General features: G+C 31.9%; 21 protein-coding genes. 8 read left to right on the forward strand and 13 right to left on the reverse strand.

Annotated features, from left to right (window positions below):
- The first annotated feature begins 109 nt into the window (after positions 1 to 109).
- Positions 110 to 2557, forward strand: a complete 2448-nt coding sequence (locus MUN68_RS07360) for a TonB-dependent receptor domain-containing protein (RefSeq protein WP_249994515.1) — start codon at positions 110 to 112, stop codon at positions 2555 to 2557.
- An 80-nt stretch (positions 2558 to 2637) separates the two neighbouring features.
- On the opposite strand, the gene MUN68_RS07365 is transcribed toward MUN68_RS07360, so the two are convergent.
- Positions 2638 to 2817, reverse strand: coding sequence for a hypothetical protein (locus MUN68_RS07365; protein WP_249994516.1), 180 nt, complete (start codon positions 2815 to 2817; stop codon positions 2638 to 2640).
- A 233-nt stretch (positions 2818 to 3050) separates the two neighbouring features.
- Between MUN68_RS07365 and fumC the strand changes: the two genes are divergently transcribed.
- The 3 genes from fumC (at position 3051) to hutI (ending at position 7231) form a co-directional block, all read left to right on the forward strand.
- The gene (fumC, locus tag MUN68_RS07370) at positions 3051 to 4448 is read left to right on the forward strand and encodes a class II fumarate hydratase (RefSeq protein WP_249994518.1); all 1398 of its coding nucleotides are present in this window, start codon (positions 3051 to 3053) and stop codon (positions 4446 to 4448) included.
- Positions 4449 to 4470: 22 nt separating this feature from the next.
- A complete protein-coding gene (locus MUN68_RS07375) occupies positions 4471 to 5865 on the forward strand; it encodes a T9SS type A sorting domain-containing protein (RefSeq protein ID WP_249994528.1) in 1395 nt (464 codons plus the stop codon).
- 130 nt (positions 5866 to 5995) lie between these two features.
- Positions 5996 to 7231, forward strand: coding sequence for an imidazolonepropionase (hutI, locus tag MUN68_RS07380; RefSeq protein WP_249994530.1), 1236 nt, complete (start codon positions 5996 to 5998; stop codon positions 7229 to 7231).
- A gap of 75 nt (positions 7232 to 7306) precedes the next feature.
- Here the strand turns inward: hutI and MUN68_RS07385 are convergent, their stop codons facing one another.
- Positions 7307 to 8188: a chromosome partitioning protein ParA gene (locus MUN68_RS07385; protein ID WP_249994532.1), complete on the reverse strand. Its 882-nt coding sequence runs from the start codon at positions 8186 to 8188 to the stop codon at positions 7307 to 7309.
- Positions 8189 to 8296: 108 nt separating this feature from the next.
- Between MUN68_RS07385 and MUN68_RS07390 the strand changes: the two genes are divergently transcribed.
- Both MUN68_RS07390 and MUN68_RS07395 read left to right on the forward strand, forming a co-directional pair.
- Complete coding sequence (locus MUN68_RS07390) at positions 8297 to 9319, forward strand: formimidoylglutamase (RefSeq protein WP_249994534.1); 1023 nt, start codon at positions 8297 to 8299, stop codon at positions 9317 to 9319.
- The gene (locus MUN68_RS07395; protein ID WP_249994536.1) at positions 9306 to 9773 is read left to right on the forward strand and encodes a GNAT family N-acetyltransferase; all 468 of its coding nucleotides are present in this window, start codon (positions 9306 to 9308) and stop codon (positions 9771 to 9773) included. The genes MUN68_RS07390 and MUN68_RS07395 overlap by 14 nt, the downstream gene beginning before the upstream one ends.
- On the opposite strand, the gene MUN68_RS07400 is transcribed toward MUN68_RS07395, so the two are convergent.
- The 8 genes from MUN68_RS07400 to MUN68_RS07435 all read right to left on the reverse strand — a co-directional run bounded on the left by MUN68_RS07400 (position 9768) and on the right by MUN68_RS07435 (position 19245).
- Entirely contained in the window at positions 9768 to 10217 is a 450-nt protein-coding gene (locus MUN68_RS07400) for a hypothetical protein (protein ID WP_249994538.1), read from the reverse strand. The two genes, MUN68_RS07395 and MUN68_RS07400, sit on opposite strands and share 6 nt — an antisense overlap.
- Before the next feature lie 232 nt (positions 10218 to 10449).
- The gene (locus tag MUN68_RS07405; RefSeq protein ID WP_249994539.1) at positions 10450 to 12144 is read right to left on the reverse strand and encodes a hypothetical protein; all 1695 of its coding nucleotides are present in this window, start codon (positions 12142 to 12144) and stop codon (positions 10450 to 10452) included.
- 86 nt (positions 12145 to 12230) lie between these two features.
- Positions 12231 to 12767, reverse strand: coding sequence for a hypothetical protein (locus tag MUN68_RS07410; RefSeq protein ID WP_249994541.1), 537 nt, complete (start codon positions 12765 to 12767; stop codon positions 12231 to 12233).
- 48 nt (positions 12768 to 12815) lie between these two features.
- Complete coding sequence (locus MUN68_RS07415; protein WP_249994543.1) at positions 12816 to 14051, reverse strand: DUF6638 family protein; 1236 nt, start codon at positions 14049 to 14051, stop codon at positions 12816 to 12818.
- Positions 14039 to 14629: an NUDIX domain-containing protein gene (locus MUN68_RS07420; protein ID WP_249994545.1), complete on the reverse strand. Its 591-nt coding sequence runs from the start codon at positions 14627 to 14629 to the stop codon at positions 14039 to 14041. The genes MUN68_RS07415 and MUN68_RS07420 overlap by 13 nt, the downstream gene beginning before the upstream one ends.
- Positions 14630 to 16591 carry an AAA family ATPase gene (locus MUN68_RS07425; RefSeq protein ID WP_249994547.1) on the reverse strand — a complete coding sequence of 654 codons (1962 nt, stop codon included), beginning with the start codon at positions 16589 to 16591 and terminating at the stop codon, positions 14630 to 14632.
- A 124-nt stretch (positions 16592 to 16715) separates the two neighbouring features.
- Positions 16716 to 17759, reverse strand: a complete 1044-nt coding sequence (locus MUN68_RS07430; protein ID WP_249994548.1) for a hypothetical protein — start codon at positions 17757 to 17759, stop codon at positions 16716 to 16718.
- A gap of 142 nt (positions 17760 to 17901) precedes the next feature.
- Positions 17902 to 19245, reverse strand: a complete 1344-nt coding sequence (locus tag MUN68_RS07435; RefSeq protein WP_249994549.1) for a coiled-coil domain-containing protein — start codon at positions 19243 to 19245, stop codon at positions 17902 to 17904.
- 172 nt (positions 19246 to 19417) lie between these two features.
- Between MUN68_RS07435 and MUN68_RS07440 the strand changes: the two genes are divergently transcribed.
- Both MUN68_RS07440 and MUN68_RS07445 read left to right on the forward strand, forming a co-directional pair.
- Positions 19418 to 20323, forward strand: a complete 906-nt coding sequence (locus MUN68_RS07440; protein ID WP_249994550.1) for an MBL fold metallo-hydrolase — start codon at positions 19418 to 19420, stop codon at positions 20321 to 20323.
- A gap of 482 nt (positions 20324 to 20805) precedes the next feature.
- Positions 20806 to 21003: a hypothetical protein gene (locus MUN68_RS07445; protein WP_272792428.1), complete on the forward strand. Its 198-nt coding sequence runs from the start codon at positions 20806 to 20808 to the stop codon at positions 21001 to 21003.
- Positions 21004 to 21059: 56 nt separating this feature from the next.
- Here the strand turns inward: MUN68_RS07445 and ettA are convergent, their stop codons facing one another.
- The 3 genes from ettA to MUN68_RS07460 all read right to left on the reverse strand — a co-directional run bounded on the left by ettA (position 21060) and on the right by MUN68_RS07460 (position 23746).
- Positions 21060 to 22751 carry an energy-dependent translational throttle protein EttA gene (gene ettA, locus MUN68_RS07450; protein WP_249994554.1) on the reverse strand — a complete coding sequence of 564 codons (1692 nt, stop codon included), beginning with the start codon at positions 22749 to 22751 and terminating at the stop codon, positions 21060 to 21062.
- Positions 22751 to 22933, reverse strand: a complete 183-nt coding sequence (locus MUN68_RS07455; protein WP_040249340.1) for a CAL67264 family membrane protein — start codon at positions 22931 to 22933, stop codon at positions 22751 to 22753. Before MUN68_RS07455 ends, ettA begins: the two co-directional genes overlap by 1 nt.
- Before the next feature lie 96 nt (positions 22934 to 23029).
- Complete coding sequence (locus tag MUN68_RS07460) at positions 23030 to 23746, reverse strand: pirin family protein (protein WP_249994556.1); 717 nt, start codon at positions 23744 to 23746, stop codon at positions 23030 to 23032.
- Positions 23747 to 23805 lie beyond the last annotated feature (59 nt).

Genomic DNA, 23805 nt, shown 5'->3' on the forward strand with positions numbered 1-23805 from the left:
ATTTATTCTTTAGTTTTTTTTAATTTTTGTTTAACAAAAGATTAACCGTATCCAATCGCAAGTAATTTATTTTTGCTAACTATAAACAGCGAAACTATTTTACTTGAATATGAATTTAAAACTAACTTTCCTCCTTTTACTAATTACTACAATTAGCTTTGCTCAAAAAGAAATTACCATAACTGGTAATGTAATTGATGCAGACGAGAATTTCCCTTTAGAATACGCAACTATTTCTTTTATTGATAAATTAGAAAATAAGGTTGTTACTGGAGGAATAACTGATATTGACGGTAAATTTGAAATTGATATTCCATCAGGAACTTATGACGTTAAAATTGAATATTTATCCTATAAAACGAAAACATATTCTGATAAGGTTCTAGATAAAAGTATGGATTTAGGAACCGTTAGCTTATCATTAAATATGGAAGCACTCGACGCTGTAGAAGTAATAGCCGAACGTACGACTGTAGAAATTAAATTAGACAAAAAAATATATAATGTTGGGAAAGATCTTACGGTTCGTGGAGGTACTGTAAGTGATGTTCTAGACAATGTACCTTCTGTTTCAGTCGATGTTGAAGGAAATGTGTCATTGAGAGGGCAAGAAAATGTTCGCATTTTAATTAACGGAAAGCCATCAGGTTTAGTTGGTTTAAATTCAACAGATGCATTACGTCAATTACCAGCAGAATCTATAGAGAAAGTTGAAGTTATCACCTCTCCTTCTGCAAGGTATGATTCTGAAGGAACTGCAGGTATTTTAAATATTATTTTAAGACGAAGTAAGTTGCAAGGTTTAAATGGAGCAATTACGACAAATGTTGGTTATAATCCTTCAGCTGGAATTTCAGGAAACATAAATTATAGAACAGGAAATGTAAACATATTCAATACTTCTGGTTATAGTTACAGAGAATCTCCTGGACATTCTTATTCCTCACGACAAAATTTTAATAAAGACTACGATGCTTCTGGTAATTTAATTATTGATAATCCAGATACATTTATTGATGAGTCTAGTGAATATGATCGTGTAAGAAAAGGGTTTAATACTAATTTAGGAGTAGAATGGTATGTCACTAATTCTGCATCAATAACGACTTCTGTTTTTTACAGAAATAGTGATAATGAAAGAAACACAACTAATATTGTTGATCAATTTGATTCAAATAGAAACTTATTATCAAGTAGTTTGCGTTTGGACCCTGAATTAGAAGATGACAAAACATTGCAATATGCTTTAAATTTTGATAAACAATTTGAAACAAGTGGTCATAAATTAACATTCGATTTTCAATATGAAGATAGTAATGAAGATGAAAATTCATTAGTAAATATCAATGGTGTAAACCGAGAAAAAGTTGTGACATTAGAAGATCAAACACGTGTTTTATTACAAACAGATTATGTGTTACCAATTGGTGACAAGAGTCAGTTTGAAATTGGATATCGTGGTAATTTCAACAAACAAAGCACAGATTATATTGTTGAAATTTTAGACGATAACACAAACCAATTTGTTGTCGATGATAACTTAACAAATCTTTTTAATTATAAAGAATATATATCAGCTGTTTATACTCAATATGGAAGTAAAATAGGAAAGTTCTCATACCTTTTAGGATTGCGTTTAGAGAATACTCAAATCACTTTAGACCAACCAACAACTGGAGAATTTAAAAGGAAAAACTATACAGGTTTATTCCCTACAATTAATTTAAATTATGAATTAAGTGAAAGTGAAAATTTAACTTTAGCCTATAGTCGACGTTTACGTAGACCACGATCTTATTTTATTAATCCATTTCCTTCAAGATCTAGTGTAACTAGTGTATTTCAAGGAAATCCAGATTTAGATCCAAGTTATTCTGGACAGTATGATATTGGATATTTAAAGCGTTTTGGTAAATTTACATTTGACACGTCTCTATATTATTCACATGCTACAGATGTTTTTAATTTTATTCAAATTGATACTGGTGAAACCGTTCTTGTCAATGGCATTGAAGAAAATGTAATAAACCGAACACCAATAAATTTAGCAACTCAAGATCGTGTTGGATTTGAATTCACGTTGGCTTATAGAGGTTCAAAAAAATGGAATATAAATACGAATTTTAATTTTTTTCAATCAGAAACAGAAGGAGTAACACCTAATGGTTTAGATCTAGGTAATAAAAATTCTAGCTGGTTTGTACGTCTAAATAATAAATACACATTACCTGGAAACATAGATTGGCAAACACGATTGTTTTATACTGGTCCAAGAAGCGAAGATTCACAAAATGATAGAGATGCATTGTTTAGTGCTACATTAGCCTTTAGTAAAGATTTATTTAAAGATAAAGCGTCTATTGCCTTTAACGTTAGTGATGTTTTTAATAGCCGAAAACGAAATCAAACGACTACGACACCAACTTTTACAAGTGAAAGTGAATTTCAATGGAGAGAACGTTCTTTTAATTTATCATTCACATACCGCTTTAATCAAAAGAAAAAGCGTGAACGTTCAGAAAGAGGCGATGGTAATAACTTTGATTTTGAAGGATAAAATAAAATTTGAATACATCTTATATATAAAAAAAGGAAACCATTTTGGTTTCCTTTTTTTATATCAATTAAAACTAAAAATTAGCTATTAGCTGTACGTTTAGCTTTCTTTTCTTCTTTTATTTCTTTTAAGCGCTCAATTAACGAACCACCAATCCAATATGGAATCACAAAGGTGATTAAAAATATCATTAACCAAAAACCGATGGTTAAAATGGTTAAAAATGCTAAAAATCCTAAATATTGGTCAAAGTCAAACATGTGGTTTTTTTTTGTTGTCACAAAGATATAATAATCCGATTTGTTTTGCAATAGTTAATTTAGGTTTTATTAACAGGATATTAATAGGTTCAATAGTCTACTTATTTAACAAAATATAACTGATAAATCTACAAAGTTTTATTTATGCTATAATGAAAATTAAAACGATAATTATGAAACATTTACTCATCAAAATCCTAACTTTGTAATACAACACAATTACACTAAATATTATGAAATTCAGAATAGAAAAAGATACAATGGGTAACGTTAATGTTCCTGCTGATAAACTTTGGGGAGCTCAAACAGAACGCTCTCGTAATAATTTTAAAATAGGTGCTTCAGCATCAATGCCTCTTGAGATTGTTTATGGTTTTGCTTATCTTAAAAAGGCAGCTGCTTACACAAATGCTGAATTGGGTGTTTTAGATAATAATAAACGGGATTTAATAGAAAAAGTTTGTGATGAAATATTACAAGGTAAGCACGACGACCAGTTCCCATTGGTGATTTGGCAAACAGGTTCTGGTACGCAAAGTAACATGAATGTCAACGAGGTTATTGCAAATAGAGCACATCAAATTGCAGGAAAAGTAATTGGTGAAGGTGATAAAACCATTCAACCTAACGATGATGTCAATAAATCTCAATCTTCTAATGATACATTTCCAACAGGAATGCATATCGCTATTTATAAAAAAGTAGTTGAGACAACGATTTCTGGAGTTATACAATTAAGAAATACGTTACATAAGAAATCTATGGCGTTTAATGATGTTGTGAAAATTGGACGTACACATTTAATGGATGCCACTCCACTAACACTCGGACAAGAATTTTCGGGTTACGTTTCTCAATTAGATCATGGCATAATAGCCTTAGAAAATACACTGCCTCACTTAGCTGAATTAGCACTTGGTGGTACAGCTGTTGGCACAGGACTTAATACTCCAAATGGCTATAGTGAGCTTGTGGCTGAATATATTGCTAAGTTTACTGGATTACCTTTTGTTTCTGCTGAAAATAAATTTGAAGCACTTGCAGCTCACGATGCTTTAGTTGAAACTCATGGAGCTTTAAAACAATTGGCTGTATCTCTTAATAAAATTGCTAATGATATTCGTATGATGGCTTCTGGACCTAGAAGTGGTATTGGTGAAATTATTATTCCTGCAAACGAACCTGGAAGTTCTATTATGCCTGGAAAAGTAAATCCAACACAATGCGAAGCTTTAACTATGGTTTGTGCTCAAGTAATGGGTAATGACGTAGCTGTTACTGTTGGAGGAACTCAAGGTCATTACGAGTTAAATGTTTTTAAACCAATGATGGCTGCTAACGTATTACATTCTGCTCAATTAATTGGTGATGCTTGTGTTAGTTTTGATGAGCATTGTGCTTCTGGAATTGAACCCAATCATGATGTTATTAAACAACTTTTAAACAACTCATTAATGTTGGTTACTGCGTTAAATACAAAAATAGGATATTATAAAGCAGCTGAAATAGCCAATACAGCTCACAAAAATGGGACCACTTTAAAAATAGAAGCTATTAATCTTGGTTATGTTACAGCAGAAGAATATGATGAATGGGTTAAGCCAGAAGAAATGGTAGGTTCTTTAAAATAAATATTAACTAAATTTAGATATCATGGAAAAATTTTTACTAGCGATACTTATTGGAGTAAGTATAAATACTGTTGCTTATTCTCAAACAACTTTTAGCGCAAAACAACCTATTAACATAGCTACAGGTGATGCACCTTTTGTAATTGATTCAGGCAATTTAGACGCTGATGCATTTGCAGATATAGTTATAGGAACTAATTTAGGAGATACTGTAGAATGGTATAAAAATAATGGCGATGGAACATTTACTATGCAACCATTGATAGCAAATGATATTATAGAATGTGGTGGTGTCACTATTGCAGACCTTAATAATGATGGATTTAATGATATCTTAGCTTCAAATTTTGGTGATGATGAGTTAGTTTGGTTTGAAAATGATGGTTTTGGTAATTTTGCAACAGAACAAATAATTTCAACTGGAATTGATGGTTCTAGCGGAATTGTCACAGGTTTTATTGATGCTGGTACAACGATTGACGTTGCTGTTGTTGGATTTAATTCCGGAGATACTGTTTGGTTTTCTAATGATGGTTTTGGCACCTTTTCTGGTCCAAATACCATAGAGTCTATTCCTGGTAGTGGTCCAGGTAATTTAGACCTTGCCGATTTTGATGGTGATGGAGATAATGATATCGTACTGATGAATTCAGGAATTGGAACTGTAGAATTGTATTATAATAATTTAATTCCTAGTGGAACAGTCAGCTTTACTAAGGATGTAAATACAGTAACTTCTGGTGAAGTCTACCCTTTTGATGCAAGTTTTGGTGATGTAGATGACGATACTAATTTAGATATCGTGGTGGTTGATCTTTATGGAGGTACTTCTGGTTTAGGTTGGTATAAAAAAGAAATAGATGGTACGTTTTCTGAAACTATTTTGACGACAACCATCACTGCTCCTGCAACTGCTATGGTTGAAGATATGGACAATGATGGTTATAATGATATCGTTTTAAGTTCAGGTGCCAATGGTGCAGGAACTGATATTGTATGGTTTAGAAGTACTGCTTCTGGTACCTTTGGATCCGAAATAATTATTGATAATACGCAAAGTCAAACTTATGCATTTACTCTAAACGATTTAGATAATGATGGTGATATTGACATTACAAATATTGCCTATAATGATGATGACTTAAATTGGTTTGAAAATGAATTAATTACGTTAAGTCTTAATGATCAAACTGAGGAGTCTATCAGCTTTTATCCTAACCCAACATCTTCAAAATTGAATTTTAAGGGTTTATTTTCTGATGCTACAGAAGTTTCTGTTTTTGATATTTTAGGAAAAGAAATAGTATCAACTAAAATTGATTCTTCATCATCACTAGATGTATCAAATCTAGAAAATGGCACATACATTTTGAAATTTAAAAATTATGATACCATTATCAAATTTGTAAAAGAATAATTAAAATTTCAACTTCTATAGTTTTAAGCGTTAGCATTTTGTTAGCGCTTTTATATTTTGAATATTTTATTGCGTTTATGTTTAGTCATGAGGATTAAATTTTGTTAAATTTAGACTTTTATCTTATCCTATGTCATTATTAATTATCAATATCAAAGAACTCGTTCAAGTAAGAGATACCAATGTTACCATTGTAAAAGGTGAAGACATGAAATGGTTACCAACGATTAAAAACGCCTATCTTTTTATAGATCATGATACTATTGTTGAATATGGAAAAATGGAAGATTTGGCTGGTCTTGAAGCCGATGAAACCATAGATGCTTATGGCAAAACCGTATTGCCAACTTGGTGTGATTCTCATACACATATAGTTTATGCAGGAGACAGAACACAAGAGTTTGTTGACAGAATTAATGGTTTATCGTATGAAGATATTGCCAATCGTGGTGGAGGTATTTTAAATTCAGCTGAAAACTTACAAAACGCTTCCGAAGATGAACTTTATAATCAAGCTGTAAAACGTTTAACTGAAGTAATAAAGCTTGGTACAGGAGCAATCGAAATTAAATCGGGTTATGGCTTAACTGTTGCCGCAGAATTAAAAATGCTTCGTGTTATCAAACGATTAAAAAAAGACTTCCCTATTAAAGTGAAACCAACATTATTAGCTGCTCATGCAATTCCTAAGGAATTTAAAAATAATAAAAGCGGATTTATTGATCTAGTGGTTAATGAATTAATTCCTGCTGTTGCAAAAGAACATTTGGCAGACTATATTGATGTGTTTTGCGAAAAAGGATATTTTGATTTAGATGATACCCAACGTGTTCTTGAAGCTGGAACTAAACATGGATTAATACCAAAAATACATGTTAATCAATTTAATGCTTTTGGAGGTGTTGGTTTGGGAGTCAAACATAATGCTTTATCTGTAGACCATCTTGAAGAACTCCATCCTGAAGATATTGATGTATTAAAACAATCTCAAACGATTCCAGTTGCTTTACCAGGTTGCTCCTACTTTTTAAGCATACCTTATACACCTGCAAGGCAACTAATAGATGCTGGATTGCCTTTGGCATTAGCAACCGATTATAATCCTGGCTCTACTCCTAGCGGAAATATGAATTTTGTAGTTTCTGCTGCATGTGTAAAAATGAAAATGACTCCAGAAGAAGCTATTAATGCAGCGACTATTAATGGTGCTTATGCTATGAATGTTTCTAATATGTATGGCAGTATTTGTCGAGGAAAAAAAGCAAATATCATAATCACTAAAGCTATTCCGAGTTATCATTATTTAGCATATGCTTTTGGAGACAATCATATAGATACTGTAATTATTAACGGTCAAAAATACTAGTATCTCCTTATTCTAAAAACAAAAAAATCCGAAAACTCATGGAGCTTTCGGATTCATTATTTTATTTATTTCAATCTATCTCAAAGTAAACTCTGAAGTTGATATTAATTCATTTTCATTAAAGACATTCACAACGTAACGTCCTGCAGTAAAATCATCATTTGGAGCTACAAACTCACAAATATCTAAATTTTTGTTCTCGTAATTAAACTTACTTACTAGACTATAATTTAATATGGTTTGTTCAAATTGAATTTGTTCATTAGCTCCTAATACATTGTTTACAGGATCTAAAATTTGAACATATAATTCTTTATCTCCTGCGCCAACTAACGCATTTTTTGCAACGGTATAGCACACTCTAATCTTATCGCTACGCTTTGCTCTTTCTGTAGGAATTAGTTTCCCCGAACTTCGTTCAATTACACCATAACCATTTAAACCTACAGTTTGTAAAACAGAAGCATTTTCTACCACCTCAGACAATTGTGTGTTTTGCACTAATAATGAATCTGTAAAAACAGCGCGTTCTTCCAATTGCATATTTGTACTATCTAGAGAGGTTGCTAATAATTGATTCTCTATCTTTAGTTTGTCATTTTCTGTTAATAAGACATCCATTTCCTCTTGAAGTGCCATGAATTTCTTTTTATATCTCCATAAACTATTTACACTATTTTGAGAAATTTTTAAAGAATCCATTAAACCCTGAATACGCCCTCTAGCTTCTACAAGGTTCTGATTTGCAACTTCATTTTCACCAATAACAATATCATATTGTTTAGCCATTGAACTTAAATCTGCCATAACCTGATTTTTCTCACTGGTTAAGGTCGCTTCATTTTCTTTTTTTTCATTATACAATTTAGATGTGTAAAATGCAGTACCTAAAAATAGTGCTAATAATATACCTAAAGCAATTTTTAACCCAATACCCTTACTGTTTGAATTTTCCATAATTTACTTTTGTTTTTAGTTATTTTAATCGTTAATTCTTTTATTTTTTTGCAAAGCTGAACATAAAAAATAGTACTTTTAATTCGTTAAAATTAATCAATTTTGTTGATGGAACACTTAAAACCTTTTACAAGTTCAGAATTATCAACCATTCTGAAAAAACGTCCTAACGAAACAAAATTTGGAGAACATGTGATGTTACTTCCGAGCTTTGAAAATATATACGAGCAATTGTTAAAAATGGACGTTAACTATGTCGTTTTTGGAATAAAAGAAGATGTAGGAGTATTCGCAAATCACGGAAAAACAGGAGCTTATCAGGCTTGGGATAGCACAATAAAAGTTTTGTTAAATACACAAAGTAATGTGTTTACATGTGCGAAAAAGGTTGCGATTTTAGGTTGTTTGGACTTTGATAAATATCAAGCTAAATTAAACAAACTTGATCAAAACAAAAAAAAAGACATTCATAAAGCTAGAAAATTGGTGTCTAAGATAGATGAAAAAGTAACGTTCATCATATCACAAATTATTTGTGCTGGAAAAATTCCAATCATTATTGGAGGAGGTCATAACAATGCTTATGGAAACATAAAAGGAGCTTCTTTAGCACTTAAAACGCCTATTAATGTTGTTAATTTTGATGCGCATCACGATTTTAGAGCTGAAGAAGGAAGACATAGTGGAAATGGATTTAGCTATGCTTATGCAGAAGGATTTCTCAAAAACTATTTCATTTTTGGCTTACACGAAAATTATATTTCTGAACAGATTTCAAAAACTATTAGCAAACTAAAATCTATACAATTCAATACGTATGAAGCAATTTTAGTGCGTAAAAAATTAAAGTTTAAGTCCGAAATGCAACGTGCTTTAAATCATGTTTCAAATTCTAATTTCGGATTAGAAATAGATTGCGATGCCATAATAAATACACCTAGTAGTGCAATGTCTCCAAGTGGATTTTCAGTAAACCAAGCTAGACAATTTGTACATTATTTTGGTTCAAATAATAATGTTACTTATTTGCATATTTGTGAAGCTGCTCCTACTCATCAAACAGAAACTCAAGTTGGTAAATTAATTTCTTACCTCATAACCGATTTTATTAGAGCTCATGAACGCCTTTGAAATTATTCCTTTTGACAACCAATATGCAAATGATTTCTATCAATTAAATATAGAATGGTTACAAACATATTTCTATGTTGAGCCATTTGATGAGGAGGTTTTAAGCAAACCTAAAACTTACATCATTAACAAAGGTGGTCATGTTTTTTTTGTTAAACAAAATGATCAAATTTTAGGAACAGTTGCACTTATGCCTACTAACAATTCTTTGGTCTTAGAATTAACTAAAATGGCTGTTTCACCTCATTTACGTGGACAAAAAATTGGTCAGCAATTGCTTCAATACTGCATTGATTTTGCTAAATCAAACCACCTAGCAAAACTCATTTTATATTCTAGTAGAAAACTAGAAAATGCGATTTATATCTATAGGAAATATGGTTTTATAGAAGTGCCTGTTGAAACAAATTGTCCGTATATAAGATGCGACATAAAAATGGAGTTGACATTATAACGAACAATTTAACATCCTATCTAATGCTTTACAATAATTGTTATCATTAACACAAAGTATGCTTAACGTTTCAATTAGCAATTGATTTATCTTTTCATCATTTGGTTTTATATCATGAGCTAATTTTAAATCGGAATATGCCTCTTCTACTCGATTACGCTTTAGTCTTTGTTTTCCTGAATTCATTAAAAATTTAAATGCTCTATGATCTTGATACTCTCTAGTTGATTGTTCCTGCTGTCTTCTATCATTTCCTTTGTCAGCAATTCGTGGAATCATAACATAAAATGCTACTAAAAAAACACAAACAATAACAACTTCAACTAATGAAGAACTATATTTTGTTAATGTGGAATAAACAGGTTTGCCTTTACGTTTTGAAAAAGGTTTTCTTGCACGTTGTTTGTACGTCCAACTCATCATGCCAAATCCCATATAGCCCATAATATACTTTACTTATAGGTCTGATTATTAGCAGATTTGTTACTTTGTTGCTAGTTTTAATTATTTAATCTTAATAAGATTCCTACTTTTATCAGAATGACAAAAAATTACTCAAATAAAGGTTTAAAAATTACAGTTATTAAAACAATTAGCAGAACTATAATCGCTGCAATAATTTGAAATTTATAATACGTTAAAATAGTATCCCAAAATGATTTTTTCTTCATAACAACTAATTCTTATCTGTTGCTTTCAAGGAGTCAATTTTACGTTGAAGCGCTTCAATTTCTTTTGTTTTTTCATCTACTTTAGGCAGAGCCATAATTGAATCTACAGCTTTCTGAATGATAAGGTCTTCATCAACGATTTCTTCTTGATAGAAATAGCCAATACCTTCACTTGATCTCCAGGCTTCTCCTAATTGGTCATAAACTTCTTTATCCCAAGTGCTTGGGTGTTTTACATCTATCCAAACTACATCGCGATACTCACTGTCAATTAAAGCTAAATCTGGAGTTGCAGAACCATCAAATTGACCTTCTTTATTTTTTGCTGAAACAGTTCCTAGAAAGAATAAACGTTTTCGACCAGCAATATCTTTTATGTAAGGTCTAAATTCAACAGGTTTATTAGCGTCCCAATCAAATTCTTTTCGAGACTCAATCATTTTTAATGGCATTGCTGATACACCAGCATAACCTTGCTTTTTTGTAGCATGATCATAGTAATAGAACTTGTCTGTTCCATCTGCAGGAACAAAAACACTATAAGTCAAACTCGTTCGCTCTTCACCTACTGGTTCTAATCCAAACCAATGATACAATCCGCTATACGCATCACTTTCTGAACCTGCAAAATCAAAATCGGTTACAAATGGTTGCTGATTTTGATCTTCTAGCATTGTTGGAATTTTTACTGCTGTTAGCATATTCCAAGGTAAAGGGTCACTAAATCCTCCTAAGAATTTTAAAGATTCAGCTTGTAAACGAGACACTTTTTCGGCTAATGTATTTTGTTTATTGAGGTATGGGTAATTTTTCATTTCATCTGGAGCAATATACGTTCCTTTACCTATAGCTATTCGTTCTATATAATCATTAAAATCATGTTCTCCATTTTCAACAACCATAACACCTCCAAAACTTGGGTAAGGGAAGAAAAAACCTTTCCATTTAATTAAACTGACAACCTGAACCCATTGACCATTATCATCTTTCATGTAAAAGGTGTCACTTGGTTCGTAGTTAACGAGCATCCATGGATTAAAACGTTGAACAACTGCATTGTATGTATTTCGACTGAATTTTAAAGATTCACCAATTGAAAATGTTACAGGAATTCTATTTTCAGCTGAAAAACGCGGAAAAGGTGTTGTACTTGACACTGAAAATACTTCTTCGGTATTATCACTAATTTGCTGAAAGGTATAATTTTCGGAAGGCTGTATAGCCATTGTCCATTTGTTTTCGTCATCAACACGAACTAAATGTGGTAATGATACATCTTTGGTCTCACCTACACTTTCGTTAGCCATAGAGAAAATGTTTCGTAAAGGTTGAATACGTTCATTTCTCGTTAATGGCAATTCATTAATTTCTACTTTATTTAAATCATTGAATACATTATATGTTTTCATATAATCATACAATTTCAAATGCCAACCAACGAGATATATCAACCCGAAAAATGCAATTAAAGCAACTAGAATTCCCATTCGCTTACCAGTGCTGGCAGAGTTTCTGAATTTTCTAAGTCCGAAGAGTAATACCATTAAACTCAAAATGATGATAAAAATATATTTTCTAACAAATAATAATGCTGGTTGATAGTCATCGCGCAATACAAAAAGTACAATGAGTAAAATAAGACATCCAATTATAGTTATGACTTTTTGTTTGTTTCCTTTATTCCAGTATGATTTTATCATTCTTTTAGTTTTGAGTGTTGCTGAAGTAACTTATTATTAAATAATGAGATCCTAAAATAATTTCAGGATGGCCTCAAAGTTAAGCACTACATTAATCCTTTATCTTTCAAACGTTCTCTCGCTGATTTTTTATTTGGATCTGCCTCTGTTTTAATATCTTCTTTTATGTCTTCTACGACCTTATTATCTTTGTTTTTAAAGTCTTCAATAAGGTCTTTACCTTTTTCGACAACACTATCAAATTTATCTTCTAAAGTATCACTTTGTTCTTCAATGACTTTACTAGATTTTATCACAAAATTAGCGACATAAGTACCAACTATAGTTCCTACAATTACAGACGAAAATGCTGAAATACCATTATAGCTTCCAAATATTTCAAATGGGGTAAAAAATTGTACTGCAACAGCAATAATTAGAAATAATGCTACGACAAAAATTAGTCTAGGAATAAATGTTTGTTGATAAATGAACCCTTTTCTACTATCAGAAGCCATTTGTAATTCTTTACTATTCACTATTTTATTTAAAAATCGATATATGCCATTGCCATTAGATTCTCTCCAATACAAGAATATTCCAAATAGTATTGCTGCAATAAATATGACGAGTTCTAATCCCATAGTTTTTGATTTTTAGTTAGATACCTTTATAAAGTTAGTCTAATTTTATTAAATATTGTTACTAATTGTTTCAATTACCCAGTCTTGTAACGACGGGTCTAATGTCTCATAAAGCCTATAAAATTCTTGTTTATCATACCAATATATAAACAAGACATCTTTAGGAGAGATGTTGACTAATAATTTCCAAATTAAATCTTGATGTTTTGGATGCAAACTAGAATGAGGTTCATGCATGGCTTTAAATAAATCTTCATCTACGATATCGGAAATTTTATATTGATTACTAGTTTCTAATTTTTCCAAGTAACGTTCAACACTCATTACTTTTTTACGAGCTTCAATATCAATTTTATTCAAATAACTTTTAAACAATAAGGAGTCGCTTAATATATTATTAATTGGGTGTTGAGTGTTTTTTAAATGTTGAGCAAATTCAAATTTTTTAATTCGATCATAACGTTTTGTACTCACAACTTCTTCTAGGTCGTAAGCAATAATAATATGGTCACGAAGTTTTTCCATAAGTTCTGGTTGTGAGATATGAAAAATGATCACCTCATGAATTGTATCCTTAATAGCTTCTTTATACCATTTCTTATCTTCAAAAACTACAATTGGAGAAATGAAATCTCTAAGCACATAAACACCTCCAAAAGATCTAGTATAAAAAGAATCTGTCACGTAGCTTACAGACCTAAGATTCAAATCACGTTCTCTTAAATCACCATATTTTATAGCAGATTCAAGCAATTGATTGTGTATACTTTCATCTATAAAATTATTACCAAATTTAAATTTCTCTATAAGTTCTAATTGTTCTTCTTTAATTGTATCCAGATTATTAATAAGGTGAAATTTTATAGTAATAATTTGATACCTCAAAAGATCTAATGGTTCGTAAAATGTATCTAAACCTTGATCAAAATCTAAACAAATGGCTGAGTCTCTAGTGATATCGTTTATTTTATCTCCATGAGTTTTAAATACCAATTGCATCATCTCTCTATCAAAAGTATGATTTGGTAAATAGACAGGTTTGTTATTTTGTAAAGGAGAAATTATGATGCCATGAGAATTAGACTCACCATTACTCAAATAATGTTGTTCCTTTTTTTCTTCAGCAATTTCAGGACTCCAACCTATACCATCAATAGAGAATTTAATCAGTTTAGTTTCTGTAAACCCTAGTTTTTTTAAGCATTGGTTATAACGTTCAACTAATTTTCCTGAAATTGGAATGAGTTCACTTCTATAAAGATTTGCTGCTTTTAGTTTTTGCATTGCAATAAGTTATTAATCTGAGCATATTGCAATAACATAATTGTTTTTGCATCAATTATTATTTTCTTTTTAATCATATCTAGAGCTATAATAAATGGAAGCTCTAATACTTCAATCTCTTCATCTTCAGAATCTAATCCTCCTCCTTCACTAATTTTATTGTCTTCAGAATATTCAGCGACAAAAAGATATAATTTTTCTGTTAGTGCTCCTGGAGACATATATGCATTTAAAGCAGATTGTATATTTTCAATGTTATAGCCAACCTCTTCTTCTATTTCTCTTAACATGGTGCTTTCAGGTGATTCGTTTTTATCAATTGCACCAGCACAAACTTCAATAGACATGCCTTTATTTATATCATTTTCATAGATAGGCATTCTAAACTGTTTTGTCAATATTACGGTTGATTTTTCAATATTGTACAATAAAACTGCTGCTCCATCTCCTCGATTGTAACATTCTCTAGACAAACGTTTTATTCGTCCATCTTTAAATTGAAAGTCATAATCAATTCTATGGAGTGTTGCCCAAGCTTTAGATAGAATGTTATGTGTTATGTTTTTAATGTTTTGCATTTAGTTTTTATTCCCAAATTGCTCTCTAGCTTCCATATCAATATTTAATTGATTTACTCGTGCATCTACTTTGCGCTTAAAGTCTGTGTCAGCAATTGTTGCTACATTATCTAAATATCGCACCACTTCTTGACGACGAATTTCAGAAAAGTCTAAGCCTTTCATATTGGAACGCATCAGTTCTTGTAGCATATTAAACTTGGTTTCGTAATCCTTTTTGAAATACAACTCAGGGTTTTCAAACCAATCTTCTTCCAAATCAAAATCTGTTAAACGTAACGACACAGCACTCTGAATGTTTCTGACATCACGAGATGAGAAAAATGGAAATATCTTTTGAATTTCTTTATATAAATTGGCATAAAACAAATGTTGATTCGTTTTAAAATGGTTTTCAATTTTATCATAAGCTTCTAAAACACGCGCTTCAGTTGGTTTATCTGAAACCTTGAAAATTTCCCCCATATTTTTAGCTAATCCTTGATCTTGCAGATAACTGTAATTTTCTGGGCCTTGCATATTTACAAAATCTGGCATTGTATCATCCAATTTTCTCCACCACAGATGATCTTGATCTAAGAAATCATGTTCTGTTCTTGCGCCATCAATTTTAAAACGACCTTGCACACGAGAAATCACAGCTTTATCTAACATCTCTGGAAGGTTTGTAAATAAACCGATAGAACTATTTCCATAATTTACTGCATAAGCACCTTCAGTATATCTTAAAAACACACCTATGACTTCTTTTACACCAGCAGATACACCTTGAGCTGTACGTTCTTGTAAATTATTTTCGGCATCATCAATAGGCGCAAAAATTAATTTCGAAGGATCTTGCATAGGTTTCATCCATTCGACCATTTTTTCTGCTGAACCACCTTGAAAGGTAGAAATTAGTGTGTCTGGCATTGGATGAAACAAAAACGGAATGTCTAGATTATCACAATGTTCTTTTAGTCGTGTTGCAATAGCAGCAATCAACATACTTTTTCCAGTTCCAGGGATTCCGTAACCCATAAACACAGGCATAAAACCTCCAAGTTCCTGAAACGGATTCTTCTTAGCTGTAAAATCGTAGCTCAACATACGTTCTGTTAAACGTCTTGCAAAGTGTTTCGCATCTCTGTTTCCTACAATTTGTTCAAACTGAATTTTATTAAACTCTATACTTTTTGCTGTGCCTTGAAATACATTGTCCCAACCTGAAACAGCAAACTCTGAGTTTTCGAGTTTGTAAGTTCTATCAGTTATAGTCTCAGTATATTCTAAACTGCTTTTACGCATTTGAATTTCGGCAATCAAAGCTTCAAAATATACGACTGTAAAATCGACCACATCTTTATCTGTCTTTACGATTTCAGGATGCCCTAAATATTTATCATAATAAAACAAAGCACAAGAAATTCCTTTTAATGGAGACATTAGAGACACTTCAGGAATACCTGCAAATTTATTCTTCATCACACTTAAATCATCTGAAGCAACAGTTTGCAAATCGTGTAAAATCTTATATGCTGTAGAAAATAACATAAATGCAGTTGCAGTTTGCATTTTACTTTCATACTCACGTTTACCTGAATTGTCTAATGCAGATTTGTTTTCAGATAAACTAGATAAACCAGACGCATCGTAGTAACTGTCTTTAATCCAAGCTCCTAAAGTGATGCCTTCTTGAACAGCATAAAGGGTTTGGTTTAAATATATAGGAATTGCGATAGACTCAGGTAACAAGCGCTTTTTAAGTTCTAAAATCGTTTTCGAAACTGAAGTTGCTGCTGCTCCACCATTTCCATTAGCACGTGACAAATACAAAAGAATCGATTCGTCTTTAGCATCTTTATCTTTGTTTTTCGCACGCTGACCCTGTTCCCATTGAATACTTTTAATATAGGATGTTGCTTCGTCACGAAGCATATCCAGTTCATTTTGTTTTATGGGAAATGTTGAGTTGTGTTCCATGTTTTTGGTCTTCAGTAATCAGTCTGCAGTAGGCAGTTAGATAGTATTAATGTTTTTTTAGTAATTGTCCCTTTGATTAAAATGGATTCTGTGTCGTAGCTCAGAATGACAAATCAAACTTAATTTAATTCATTTTTAAATTCGCAACTTCTATTGGTGGTTTAGCCAGCTTATTCATAATCTCAGGTGTTTTATTATATAGTAATTGTATGATTCTGTGTGGTGCGAATACATAATCTTGTTTTATGATATCACTCCATTTTTGAAATACTTGTTTACTAAAATAACCACCTTCTTCAAATTCGCTACCAGAAAACACTTCATGAATTTTAAATGACAATGCATAAGACTCTAAAGGAATTTCTTTAGAAGCGATACTTTTTAAAATCGCATGTGTGATTTCATTCTCATCTTTAGCAAACACATTATGAAAAGGTCCCAAATCGATGCGCTTAATATGTTTTGGTCTAACATCTGGTAATTTTCTATCAATTCCGTATGCCATGGTGTCTAAATTCATATCGCGATCTGCAGTGCTTTTTAAGACGTCGTAAATGTCATTTTTACATGACTCTACATTTTTGCCATCATAATCAAAATACATAAAGCAAATAAATGGTCGGTTGTGAGATACATCATAAAAGCTCCAACTTATCATGAATTGCGCTGAAGCAGTTTCTGGAGCTTCAATAATTTTGCCTTGAACAAAACGATTAAAAATATATTTCTGCTCTACAGATGTATAATACACAATTGACGATGCTTGAAATAACTTGTCTTTTCGAACAGGCTGTTTCTTGTGTAATAATTGATTTAGGAATTCTTCTTGCAATTCACTAACGTCTTTCAGTTTTGCGATATAATTATGTCTCAAAGATAAATCGTTGAAAAGATATCGAAATTCTAAATAATTTGGAAATCCTGAATCGGTTAAATCCACTTTCATGTTATCCTCTTCATCATACATGTATTTCACACGCATGGCTTCAATGGAATACATTAGTAAATCGCAATACTGTTTAAAGAAGATGAGTTCTTTAGAAGTACACAAATTTTCCTTTTGGACACTTACAATGAGTTCTTTAAGAACGAAATCTACTTTTTTATGATAAAAGATGTATTGTTCTTTAGAATCTAATACTGCGGAATCTAATGGAGTAACTATCATAATCTATTTAGACATGAGTTTGTTTGGACGTTTGCGTTAAGGATTGAATGGCATGTTTGAGCTCCTCAAAGAGAGCGAGTAATAAAAGCCTGACCAACTTTTGCCATTAAAAGCAAAAATTGGTAACGCCATCATTATTAGTTTAGCTCAACAAATCATCATTTCCACCTTCAGGCTTAGGAGTTCCTTCAGGTTTACCATCATCACCTTTTGGTGCATTTGGATCTGCTTTATAATAATCTTCGAAAATCTCTTTCATATCGATACCATAACGTTCAGCGAAATTCTTTTGAATATCGACATCCTTAGCGCGAATTTCTTGTAAAGCCTCTGCATAGCTACTATAAACACCTTGCATTACTTTTTCGTGAACAGGAATATTATCCATCATCTCTTGACGCGCTTTCGCACTTGCAGTATGCATAGACGCTAAGGTTTCACCAATATGTTCATCAGTTTTTACACCTAAATGTTCTAAAATAGCAGCAAACTCTTGATCTGTTCTAGCTTTTAAAGCCACAACATAACCATCATAATACTTCAAACGCTCTTCGGTGTCACTCTTTAATTTCGCGCGATGCGTTTGTAAATTACTACGTAAAGAGGTTAATACTTTAATGGTTAGATTATGCTTGTGAACGAAACTATCTTTAGAAGCTGCTAATGTTGTGTAGGCATTTTTAAGGCCCTCTAATTCTTCAACAGCTTGCTCCAGCGTTGTTACATCACCAATGGCTTGTGCATACTCAGCAGATTGTTTATCTACGATTTCTTCTAAAGCTTGACGTGCTTGTTTTAAAGCAGCATACTTTTCTTCAAGTTTGGCTTCTACTTCTTTCTTTTTCTCTAAGGCTTTGGTATGGTTTTTAGTTGCTTCTACAATTGCAGTTTGCAATTTATCTTCAACCTCTTTAATTTCTATTTCACGATTTTTAAGTCGAGTCACTGCAGCTTGAGACTTATAGCTTAATTCGCTTAATAAGGTTTGAATATCAGCACTTTCAATACGCGTTTGAAACATTGCTTTCGCTTTGTTATCTGCAGCATCTCTATCTTTTTGAGCAATATTCAACTCATTTTGAGCATCTTTAATTTTACTTTTTCTTCCCCAAAGATTGTTCCACCAGGTATCTGGTTTAGCTTCTGCATCTTCTAATTCTACTTTAGCACGTTCTAAACGTTTAATTGCATCATCAATGATTTTTTGTTCGGCTGGATTTAGCGCAGAAAATTTTTCAAAAATAATACCCACTTCATCTTGATAATCAGTAAGATCTTTTATAGCGTCTAAAAGCGTTGATCTATCTTGTTCTGCCATATGAACGACATCATCGAGAGTTGCATTTAATATCTTCTGACGGCTTTCAGGATCATCTTCTTGAGCCAATTTAGATTTCATAGTGTCAATGGCTTTTCCCCAATTAACATCTACTTTCTCGCTTTTCTCGTTAGTATTCGTTTCTAATAAATCAAAATCGTCAGACATAGTATATGTAGTGTTTTAAGTTGAACAAAGTTTCGGATAAGCAATTTCGTTAAAAAAATATGATTTTAAAAACATAATGCTCTAAATTATAAGTAGTGAATTTGAATACTTTGTTACAAACTTTCTACACTCATGATTTGTGATTATCTTTAAATTCTTAAAACTATATCGAATGAACTATTTAAAACCTCTAGTCGTACTGATTTGCATCACTGTGTTTTCGTGTAAATCGGATAAAAAAGAATCCAATAGTAATTTTAATGAAACTATTGAAAAAGAGGAGGTTTCTGAAGTAGAGACTATTAATAATGAATCTCATAAAACTGAAGTCGGTTCTGAGAAGAAGCAAGAAGACATTGAAAAAGTAATCACAGTGACTGAAACTTCAGCTAGTTCAGTGACAATTAATCCCATATTTCATGGAACTTTAGTCTTGGAGTATGAAAATGTTGTGCTGTACATTGATCCTGTAGGAGGAGCCGAAGCATTCAAAGATCAAAAGCCACCATCTCTGATTTTGATCACAGATATTCATGGTGATCATCTAAATATTGAAACTTTAGAGGCAATTTCAACAAATGGTTCTAAAATAATTGCTCCATTAGCTGTTGCTGATAAATTGCCATCAGAGCTACGAAGTAAAACATCTGTTCTATCTAATTTTCTAAGTAAAAATTATACCATTGGTAAAGCTAAACTATCTATTGAGGCAATACCAATGTACAATCTTAGAGAAGAAGCCCTTAAATTTCATCCAAAAAATCGAGGTAATGGTTATGTCTTAACTTTAGGTAATGAACGTGTTTATATTTCAGGTGATACTGAAGATATTCCAGAAATGCGTCAATTAAAAAATATAGATATCGCGTTTGTTTGTATGAATTTGCCATATACAATGACCGTTGAAAGTGCTGCAGATGCCGTTTTAGAATTTAAGCCTAAAAAAGTGTATCCATATCATTATCGTGGCACAAATGGTTTTAGTGATGTGAAAAAGTTTAAAGCCATTGTAAATGATAAAAATAGCGCTATAGAAGTGATACAAGATGAATGGTATGAAAAACCCGACGAAGTGTAAATGTTAAAATGTAACTTTTTTATAACTAAACAGTTGGCGTTTGGAATAAAGTTGTATATTTGATTAACCAAATCTAATTAAACTTATAAAATATGTTAGCTCACTTCGTCAGGACTCATTCCCTCGTAAGCACTACTCAGCTCACTATTGTACTCATAATAACTGCAGTGATTTTTGCGGTATTTATTGGCATAGCTGTCATTAAAATGTATAAACTTAAAGCTGAAAACAAACGTTTGATGGATAAGAATAAATACAAAGCTAATATTGATAAGGAATATACTGACTTTACAGATGGTCATTTGTACGATACTAACAATTAATTTTCATTGTCATGCAAGATGAATCAAAGTTGGTAGCAATACTATCAATCGCTTTTGTAACACTACTAATTCTTTTAGTTCTTAATCTTATTAAAGTTTATCAATTAAAAAAGGAAAATAGTTTACTCAAAAAGCAAATTGAGCATAAATAATAAGCACTTGATTATACTTACATCACTTGTTCTGTTTAATTTGATTGTGCTTTTTATAGGTATAAAAACACAATTTTTATTATATACAGTTCCTCCTGAAACGCAATGGAAAAAAGCCTTAGATGAATTTAATTCAAATTTTGAGACACTAAAAAAAAATGATATCTCAAATTCTTATAATTTAGGTGAATGTCATATATACTAAATAAAAAAACCAGCAATTAGCTGGCTTTTTTTTGTATCAATACTTCTTTGATAAAACTATCTCACTAACTTTTTATATTTGATACGTTTAGGGACTAAATCACCACCTAAACGCTTCTTTTTATTTTCTTCATAATCTGAGAAACTACCTTCGAAGAAATACACTTGACTATCGCCTTCAAAAGCTAAAATATGTGTACAGATGCGATCTAAGAACCACCTGTCGTGACTAATAACAACAGCGCAACCTGCAAAATTTTCCAAACCTTCCTCTAGAGCTCTTAATGTGTTGATATCAAGGTCATTGGTAGGCTCATCTAAAAGTAATACATTACCTTCTTCTTTGAGTGTCATTGCCAAATGCAAACGGTTACGTTCACCTCCAGATAGTAATTTTACTGCTTTATTTTGTTCGCTTCCAGAAAAATTAAAACGACTTAAATAGGCTCTAGAATTGACTTGTTTTCCTCCCATCATGACTAACTCTTGTTCGTCACTAAAGTTTTGCCAAATAGATTTTTCTGGATCGATATTGGAATGCTTCTGGTCTACATAAGCTAATTTTGCAGTTTCACCTACTTTAAACTCACCTTTATCAGGAGTTTCTTCTCCCATTATCATTCTAAAAATGGTTGTTTTACCAGCACCATTTGGTCCAATAACACCAACTATTCCAGCTTGAGGTAGATTAAAATTTAAGTCTTCATATAGTAACTTATCATCATAACCTTTACTAACACCAAGACTTTCGATAACATTAGTTCCTAAACGCGGACCATTTGGAATATAAATTTCAAGTTTTTCATCTAATTGTTTTTGATCTTGACTCATTAACTTATCGTAATTCTTTAAACGCGCTTTCTGCTTTGTTTGTCTGCCTTTAGCACCTTGACGAACCCATTCTAACTCTCGTTCTAATGTTTTTTGACGTTTAGACGCCGTTTTACTCTCTTGAGCCATACGTTTAGATTTCTGATCTAGCCAAGATGAGTAATTTCCTTTCCAAGGAATCCCTTCTCCTCTATCAAGTTCTAAAATCCAACCAGCAACATTATCTAAAAAGTATCTATCGTGAGTAACAGCAATTACAGTTCCTTTATATTGTGCTAAATGATGTTCTAACCAATGTACAGATTCTGCATCTAAGTGGTTGGTAGGCTCATCTAATAATAACACATCTGGTTCTTGAAGTAATAAACGACAAAGTGCTACTCGACGTCTTTCACCACCAGATAATACGCTAATTTTTTTATCACCATCAGGTGTACGAAGCGCATCCATGGCAATTTCTAATTTGGTATCTAATTCCCAAGCATTAGAAGCATCAATTTGATCTTGAAGTTCAGCTTGACGATTCATGAGTTTTTCCATTTTATCAGGATTGCTATAAACTTCCTCTAACCCAAATTGATCATTGATGCTGTTATATTCGTCAAGAATAGCTACAGTTTCAGCAGCACCTTCTCGAACAATCTCCATAACGGTTTTGTCATCATCCAATTTTGGTTCCTGTTCCAAATATCCAACAGAATAATCTTGCAAAAAGGTAACATCACCTTGGTAATTCTTATCTACACCTGCGATTATTTTTAGCAATGTGGATTTTCCAGAACCATTGAGTCCCAAAATTCCAATTTTTGCACCATAGAAAAAACTTAAATATATATTCTTTAATACAGGTGTATTTGCACCTTGAAATGTCTTGGTTAAACCAGACATTGAGAAAATCACTTTTTTATCATCACTCATTACACTCTACCTTTTAAAGCATTAAACACCCAAGCAATAGCGAAAAAGCCGATACCAACAGCTGCAAATCCCCATCCAGCTACATCATCATATCTAAATGCACCTAATGCTATTAATCCTAATCCTACTATTATCATAATCGTGGTAGCCCAAGCTAACACTGTGTTTTTATTCATTGCCATTTCTTTATTATTTTAAGGGAAACACAAATATCGTATTTTAAAACTAAAAAAGCATCCAAATTTGAATGCCTTTTTGCTATTAAACAATTATAATGTTTAGTCCATCGGTACTTCAATGATTATCAATTCCGAATTTTGATTCGCTTTTATTTCAATATTTTCAGTTTCAGAAACACCAATAGCATCTCTTCTTTCCAGAGAATTACTTGCCACTTCTATTTTGCCATCAACTACAAAAACATAGAATCCGTTCTGTTTAGATTTTGCGATTAATTCTATAGAATTATCTGAATTTAAAAGAGTTCTATAAATGTATGCCTGCTGACTAATTGGTAATGCATTACCTTCTATTTTGTCTTTTGGAGCAACAACAGTTTGTAATTGATTATGTTTGCCTGCTATAGGAAATTGACGTTGCTCATAATTTGGTACAACATTTAATTCTTGAGGAAGAATCCATAGTTGAAGAAAATTCACTTCATCTGTTTTACTGTCGTTAAATTCTGAATGTGTTAATCCAGTTCCAGCACTCATGACTTGTACTTCTCCAACTTCAATAGCACGTTTATTTCCCATATTGTCTTTATGAGATAATGCGCCTTTTAACGGAATTGAAATAATTTCCATGTTTTGATGAGGATGCGTCCCAAAACCCATTTTTGGTTGTACTAAATCATCATTTAATACTCGTAATGCTCCAAAATTCATGCGTTCTGCATTTTGGTAACTTGCAAAACTAAAGGTATGAAATGATTTTAGCCAACCATGGTTAGCGAATCCTCGTGTATTTGATTTGTGAATTATTGTTTTCATGTTTACTGCCTACAAAATAATGTAGTGGCTATTTAATTAAACTTATTTTAATAATACCT

Origin of the sequence: Psychroserpens ponticola (genome assembly GCF_023556315.2) — a bacterium.
Taxonomy (GTDB): domain Bacteria; phylum Bacteroidota; class Bacteroidia; order Flavobacteriales; family Flavobacteriaceae; genus Psychroserpens; species Psychroserpens ponticola.